The sequence below is a fragment of the uncultured Corynebacterium sp. genome (assembly GCF_902782855.1).
In the GTDB taxonomy this organism is placed as follows: Bacteria; Actinomycetota; Actinomycetes; order Mycobacteriales; family Mycobacteriaceae; genus Corynebacterium.
In genome coordinates, this window is sequence record NZ_CACZOO010000027.1 from 1 (window position 1) to 6,422 (window position 6,422).

Annotated in this window: 5 protein-coding genes; all 5 read right to left on the reverse strand. The window is 69.4% G+C overall.

The annotated features are described in order from the left end of the window. Positions 1-81: 81 nt before the first annotated feature. The 5 genes from sfnG to QZV72_RS01200 all read right to left on the reverse strand — a co-directional run bounded on the left by sfnG (position 82) and on the right by QZV72_RS01200 (position 5,946). Positions 82-1,176 (reverse strand): dimethylsulfone monooxygenase SfnG, encoded by a 1,095-nt coding sequence (gene sfnG, locus QZV72_RS01180; protein ID WP_297004197.1) that lies wholly within the window; start codon positions 1,174-1,176, stop codon positions 82-84. Then, positions 1,176-1,772 (reverse strand): flavin reductase family protein, encoded by a 597-nt coding sequence (locus QZV72_RS01185; RefSeq protein ID WP_297004199.1) that lies wholly within the window; start codon positions 1,770-1,772, stop codon positions 1,176-1,178. Before QZV72_RS01185 ends, sfnG begins: the two co-directional genes overlap by 1 nt. 117 nt (positions 1,773-1,889) lie before the next feature. After that, positions 1,890-3,068, reverse strand: a complete 1,179-nt coding sequence (locus QZV72_RS01190; RefSeq protein WP_297004201.1) for an acyl-CoA dehydrogenase family protein — start codon at positions 3,066-3,068, stop codon at positions 1,890-1,892. After that, a complete protein-coding gene (locus QZV72_RS01195; protein WP_297004203.1) occupies positions 3,065-4,510 on the reverse strand; it encodes an LLM class flavin-dependent oxidoreductase in 1,446 nt (481 codons plus the stop codon). Before QZV72_RS01195 ends, QZV72_RS01190 begins: the two co-directional genes overlap by 4 nt. Next, positions 4,507-5,946, reverse strand: coding sequence for an FAD-dependent oxidoreductase (locus tag QZV72_RS01200; protein WP_297004205.1), 1,440 nt, complete (start codon positions 5,944-5,946; stop codon positions 4,507-4,509). Before QZV72_RS01200 ends, QZV72_RS01195 begins: the two co-directional genes overlap by 4 nt. Positions 5,947-6,422: the final 476 nt, after the last annotated feature.

A 6,422-nucleotide genomic window follows, 5' to 3' on the forward strand; every position in this document is an offset into this window, starting at 1 on the left:
CTCACGCTGCGCGGTGAGTGCCGGGACATCGCCGGCAGGGGAGCAGGTGCAGAAGACCCCGGTGCCGGGGGACGACCGTGGTCACACGTGGGCAGTGGCAGCGACAGGGGTGTTGCTGCGCAACGGTGCGATGACCTCGTGGCCGAAGCGCTCGACCTCCTCCTGGAAGTTGAGATGCCCGGTGAGCACGAGGTCCACACCGATCGACCGCAGCTCCTCGATACGCTCGCTGATCTGGTCGGCGGTACCGATGAGCCCGGTACGGAAACCGTCGTTGTACTGCACGAGATCCTCCAGGGAGGAGTTCGCCCACATTCCCTTGCCGTCGGCGGTGGACTGGCCGGCCTGCTTCACGGACTCCGCGAATCCCGCCACCGCCTCCTCGCTGGCCTGCGCGATGATGTCGCGCAGTTTGTCGTGGGCCTGCTGCTCGGTGTCCTCGAGGATGACGAAACCGTTGACACCGATCCTCACCTCGCGTCCGGCGTCCTCGGCGTGACGCCGGACCTGGTCGATCTGGAGCTTGAGCTCGTCGACCGGGGCACCGTTGAGGAAGTACCAGTCAGCGAAATGGCCACCGTTGAACTGTGCGGCTGAGGAATTGCCGCCCTGGAACAGTTCGGGGGCGATGGTCGGGTGCGGACTGACGGAGTAGTCGTGGAGGCGGTAGAAGTCCCCGTTGAACTCGGCGTGGTCGCCGGCGAAGATCGCGCGGAGGACCTGCAGGAACTCGCCTGAACGGCGGTACCGTTCGTCATGCTCCAGCCAGGGCTCACCGAACTTCTGGAACTCGTCCTTCAACCAGCCGGAGACGACGTTGAGGGCGAAGCGGCCCCCGTAGAGCTCACTGGCTGTCGTCGCGAGGTTGGCGAGGATGGCGGGCTGCCAGAACCCGGGGTGGACTGCGGCGATGATCTTCAGCTTTTCGGTGGCCTCCAGCAGGGCCAGGGAGAAACTGACCGACTCGTGCTGCGACTCGGCACCGTAGGAACCGAGGTAGCGGACCTGGGTCAGCGCGTAGTCGTAGCCGACCTGCTCGGCGGTACGGGCCAGACGGCGGTTGTAGTCGATGCCCCAGTCGGTGGTCTGCTCGATGTCGGAGACCACCAGGCCGCCGGAGACGTTCGGCACCCAGTAGGCGAACCGGAGATTGTCGGTGATGCTCGTGGTGGACACTACAGTTCTCCGATCGTGGTGATCTGTGAGCCGTGGAAGACCAGCGGCGCGGCGGAGGGGGCGTGCTGGACGAGGTGGTCGACCTGCAGAACCGCGGTGACGTGGTCGCCGGTGTCGAGCTCGTTGACGATGTGGCCGGTGAGGTGGACGGCGGCGTCCTCCAGGAGGACCGCGTCGCGGTCACTGTCCCAGGTGATGCCGTCGAAACGCTGGTCGACGGGGCCGGCGGGCTGGCGGACGAGCCCGGCGTGGGCGGTGGTGAGGACGGAGATTCCGAGGTGACCGGCGGTGCGCAGCAGCGGCCAGGAGCGGGAGGTCTTCTGGACGCTGACGGCGACGAGGGCGGGCTCCAGAGAGAGGCCGACGTACGAGCCGACGATGAGTCCGACCGGCCGTCCGTCGATGACGGCGGCGAGGGTGGTGATCGGGGTCGGAATCGACGCCCACGCGGCGCGGAGCTCGGTGGGGGAGGGGACCGCGGGTGCGGTCCGGGATGCGTGGGATGAGTGGGATGAGCGGGGGGCTTGTGTGGACTGGGTTTCGCGGGGTTCGCGGGGTGACGCAGTGGGCGCGGTGGATGTGGTTGGTGCTGTCATGCCTACGAGTAGACCACTCGGTCTGGGGCTGGTGCCACGGTTTGCCCAACCCCTGAATGGAAGGGGGTGAGGCTCATTCCTGAGGCTCATGACGGCGTGGGACGCTGTCGCCCCGACTCAGCGCACCCCGGCGGACCAGGCGAAGACCAGCCCGTCGCCGGTCAGGTGGTAGCGTCCCACCGCCTGCTGCTTGTAGACCACCGGATTATGCACCGCCAGTGTCCGCGCATTGCGCCAGTGCCGGTCGAGGTCCAGCTTCTCCGACACGACCGAGGCCCCGCCGGTCTCGAAGGCCTCGGTCACGGCGTCCAGCACCAACGGCACCAGCGCCACCTGCGCCTCGGACGCCGCCAGTTCCGCAGCGTCGATCAACGCGACGTCCTCCGGGGAGCCGAAGGACGACGCCACCGCGTCCGCCACCGCCAGGACCGCAGCCCGGGCGACCGATGCCGCAGCGTACACCCGGCCGAGCACCGCCTGGATCAACGGATCCTCCCGGGGCAGGTCCGCCGGGGCATGGCTGAACGTCCGCTTCCGCGAGATCACCCGGTCACGGGCGTCATCGGCGGCGCGCCGGGAAATCCCGGCCAGCGCCGAAAGATGGAAAAGCTGCAGGTAGGCGGTGTCGATGACATGTCCGGCATCCCCGTATCCGCCCTCGGTCACCGTACCGGCGGCCACCGGCACCGCGGTGAACACGGTCGTCCCGGAGCCGGTGAGCCGCTGCCCGAAGCCGTCCCAGTCGTCGAACTGGTGGACGCCGGGCGCGTCCGAGTCAACCAGGACCGTCACCCGCCGCCCGTCAAGGTCCGCGGCGACACTGACCACGTCCGCGTAGAGCGTTCCGGTGGAATAGAACTTCGTGCCGTTGAGCTGGTAGTTCCCGTTGTCCGTGGGGGTCAGCCGTGTCTGGTACCGGTCGACCGCACCGACCCCCTTCTCCGAGATCGCGTTGCCGTAGATGACCCCCTCCCCGGCGCGGCGCAGCCCCTCGGTGTCCCCGGCGGCGAGGAATCCCTCGACGGTGGAGAAGTGGACCCGCAGTGCCTGGGTGAGGTTCGGGTCTGCTGTGGCGAGGTCCGTGAGCAGGGCGAAGGACTGGCGGACGGAGGCTCCCAGGCCGCCGTGTTCGACGGGGACACGCAGGGCCGTGAAGCCGGCGTCCCGCAGCTGCCGGATCTGCTCATGGGGCAGCTCGCGGTTGCGGTCACGGTCGGCGGCGCCGAGGGCGATACCGTCGAAGACGGGGCGGAAACGGGCGGCGAGGTCGGCGTCGGTGGGGAGGGCGGTGGTCATGAGGTGGCTCCTGTCAGAGTGGCGGAATCGGTGGGTACGGCGGAATCGGCGGGCGTCGCGGCGGGCCGGAAACGGGCGGCGGGATGGTTGTCGGGGACGCGAGGACCGGTGTGGTCGGGGAAGAGTTTCTCCCGCAGTGTGCCGGGGGAGTAGGAGGTCGGGTACTCGCCGCGGGCCTGCAGTACCGGGACGACATGGTCGATGACGTCGCGGAAGGTGCCGGGAGTGACGGTGTAGGCGAGGTTGAACCCGTCGACACCGGTGGTGTCGACCCACTCCTCCAACTGGTCGGCGATCGATTCCCCGGAGCCGACGAGCACCGGCCCCAGTCCGCCGATGCCGCCGAACTCGGCCAGCTCGCGGACGGTCCATTCGCGGCCCTCCTCACCTGCGGAGCGCTGGAACGCGGCGACGGCGGACTGGATGGCGTTGGACTCGATGCCGGCGACCGGGTCGTCGAGGTCGAAGGCGGAGAAGTCCGCGCCCATCCAACCGGATATCAGTGCCAGGGAGCCCTCGTGGTCGATGTAGCTGCGGTAGTCGGCGGCCTTGGCCTGCGCGGCGTCCTCGGTGGCGTCGGTGATGACGGTGAGCAGGGCGTAGATGACGATGTCGGACCGTGAGCGTCCGGCGTCCTCGAGCTTGGCGGTGAGGGTGCGCACCACTGCCGCGAGCTTGTCCTGTGTCGGTGCGGCGATGAACACGGCCTCGGCGTGGGTGGCGGCGAAGTCGCTGCCGCGGGAGGACGCCCCGGCCTGGAAGATCACCGGTGTGCGCTGCGGTGACGGCTCGGAGACGTGGATGCCGGGCACCGTGTAGTGCTCACCGGCGTGGTTGATCGGGTGGACCTTCGACGGGTCGGTGTAGACGCCGGAGACCGGGTCGGCGAGGACGGCGTCGTCCTCCCAGGAACCTTCCCACAGTTTGTAGAGCACCTCGAGGTACTCGTCGGCGTGGTCGTAGCGGGCGTCGTGGTCGAAGGTGTCGAGCTGGCCGTGGGACTGTGTGTTCTCCGCCGCCGAGGGCAGGTAGCCGGTGACGACGTTCCACCCGAGTCGCCCGTCGGTGAGGTGGTCGAGGGTCGTGATGCGTCGGGCGAAGGGGAAGGGGTGCTCGAAGGCGGTGCCGGTGGTCAGCCCGAACCCGAGGTCGTCGGTGACCGCGGCCATGGCGCTGACCAGTGGGAGCGGGTCGTTGACGGGGACCTGGGTGGCGGTGCGCAGGGCGGTGTCCGGTGAAGTGCCGTAGAGGTCGTAGAGTCCGAGGACGTCAGCGAGGAACAGGCCGTCGAAGTACCCGGTCTCCAGCAGTTGTGCCAGCCCGGTCCAGTAGTGCAGGTCCGTGTAGTCGCGTGAGTGGTCCTCGGGGTGGCGCCACAGTCCCGGCGACTGGTGGACGACGCAGTTCATGTCGAAGGCGTTGAACCGGATGCGGCGCGTCATGCGGTGACCTTGTCGGTCGTCCGGTCGGTCGTCCGGTCGGTCGTCTGCTCGGTCGTCCGCTCGGTCGTCCGGTTCCGGAAGGACGCGGCCAGCGCGGCCACGTCCTCCGCGGTGCGCAGGGTGAGGGCGGGTGCGGGTTCGGAGAAGAGGCTGAACAGGGCGGTGGCGTAGGCGGGGTCGGTGGCGGCGTTGCTGAAGAAGGCGCCCGCGACCTCGGCGTACAGCGGATCGCCGAGGAACAGCGAGGTCACGGCCACTCCGGCGGCGCCGTGGTCGGTCCAGTGGGCCTCGAAGAGGTCGGTGAGGAGGTCGGCGTCCCAGGCCTGATCGGCGGTCTCGGCTGCCACCAGTCCGTCGACGAGGGCGGCTACCTGCCAGTCGCCGAGTTGCGCGCCCTGCCCGGCGATCGGGTCGACGGCGATGGCGGTGTCGCCGAGCGCGGCGACGAGGTGGCCGCCGGCGGTGTACCCGACCGGACGCCGCACCCGCGCGGTGACCGCACCCTTGAGCCAGGAGTGCGGGTCGGCGTCGACGGGACGCAGCAGGTCGAGGTCGTCGGCGACATCGGGGAGGACGCGGCGGTGCAGGTCCTGGAGGATGCGCAGGGCGGACTCGGCGTCCGTGGCCTCGGCGAACGCCTGCTCGGTGGCGGTGCCGGGCCTGGCCCAGGCGAGGATGACCCAGGATTCGAGACCGTCCTTGTGCAGGTACGGGCCGACGAAGACCTCCCCCTCCTCGTGGAGGGAGAGCAGGGCGTTGTTGACGGGGCGTCCGGTCGCGTCGGTCAGGCGGTCGGACTGTTCCCCACCGGTGCGTCCGGTGAAGACGTGGTCGGAGGGAAGGCCGGTGGCGGTGACCGTGAGAACCCGGCGCTGGGGGCCGGTGTACGGGGTGCGGTCGTGGTCGGTGGCGAAGGCGTCGGCCAGTCCGCCCTTGCCGGTGGCGAGGAGGGTGAGGTCGTGGGACGCGGCGATGCGGTCGAGGTCGGTGGGGGTGACGGTGCCGACGTGGAAGGCACTGTCTGTGGCGTCCTGGTGGGTGTCTTTGTCTTTGTCTGGGTCGGCGAGGTCGAGGAAGGCGTCGAGCCGGTCGTCGGCGCGGAGCCGGGGGTCCACCGACTGGGCCTCGTAGGAGTAGCTGGCGGGGAAGCTGTCGACGCCGGTGGGGTTGTCCGGGTTGGCGAGGCCGGCGGCGCTGGCGGCGAAGTGTGCGGCGGGGATGCCGGCGTAGGGGTCGTCGATGATCCGGGCATCTGCTGTGCGGGAGGCGCCGAAGAGGATGGCGGTGCCGGTGGCGGGGACGTTGTTGAGGAGGGAGTCCCGGGTGCGGTCGGAGTAGAGGTCGACGCGGAAACCCGCGCGGGCCAGGGCGAGTGCGGCCCCGGTGCCGGCGAGTCCCGCGCCGATGATGGCGATGCTGCGTGATGGGGTAGTCATGTCCCTGAGTAGACCACTCGGTCTGGTGAGGGTGCCACGGATCGGAGCGACCTGAATGAAATGGACTCACGGGGTACCACTGCGGGAGCAGGGGGCTGCACGGTCGCTACCAGTACCGAGGGGGCTGCACGGTCGCTACCAGTACCGAGAAGCGGAAGTAAGGTACCTGACTTCCGCCTCTCGGTACTGGTAGCTGCACGGAGTGGGGCATGAGGTGGGGCTGGGTACTGGTAGCTGCACGGAGTGGGGCATGAGGTGGGGCTGGGTACTGGTAGCTGCACGGGAAGGCAGAGCAGGGCGGGCCGGCAGATGGGCTGCCGTAGTCTGGGGTGCGTGAGGTCGGAGAGGCGGAGGTGGCACACGGGGTCGTCGCTGCTCATGGCGGCGGGGATCACGGCGTCGCTGCTGGTGGTGCCTGGTATGGGTGGGGTGTCGCAGCTCATCGGGCTGCGCGGGGACACGCCGTTTCAGTCCAC

What these genes read in the sequence shown, in the direction of transcription:
- QZV72_RS01185 (WP_297004199.1), bottom strand. Translation starts at nt 1,772, where the DNA reads ATGACAGCACCAACCACATCCACCGCGCCCACTGCGTCACCCCGCGAA.
- QZV72_RS01190 (WP_297004201.1), bottom strand. Translation starts at nt 3,068, where the DNA reads ATGACCACCGCCCTCCCCACCGACGCCGACCTCGCCGCCCGTTTCCGC.
- QZV72_RS01195 (WP_297004203.1), bottom strand. Translation starts at nt 4,510, where the DNA reads ATGACGCGCCGCATCCGGTTCAACGCCTTCGACATGAACTGCGTCGTC.
- QZV72_RS01200 (WP_297004205.1), bottom strand. Translation starts at nt 5,946, where the DNA reads ATGACTACCCCATCACGCAGCATCGCCATCATCGGCGCGGGACTCGCC.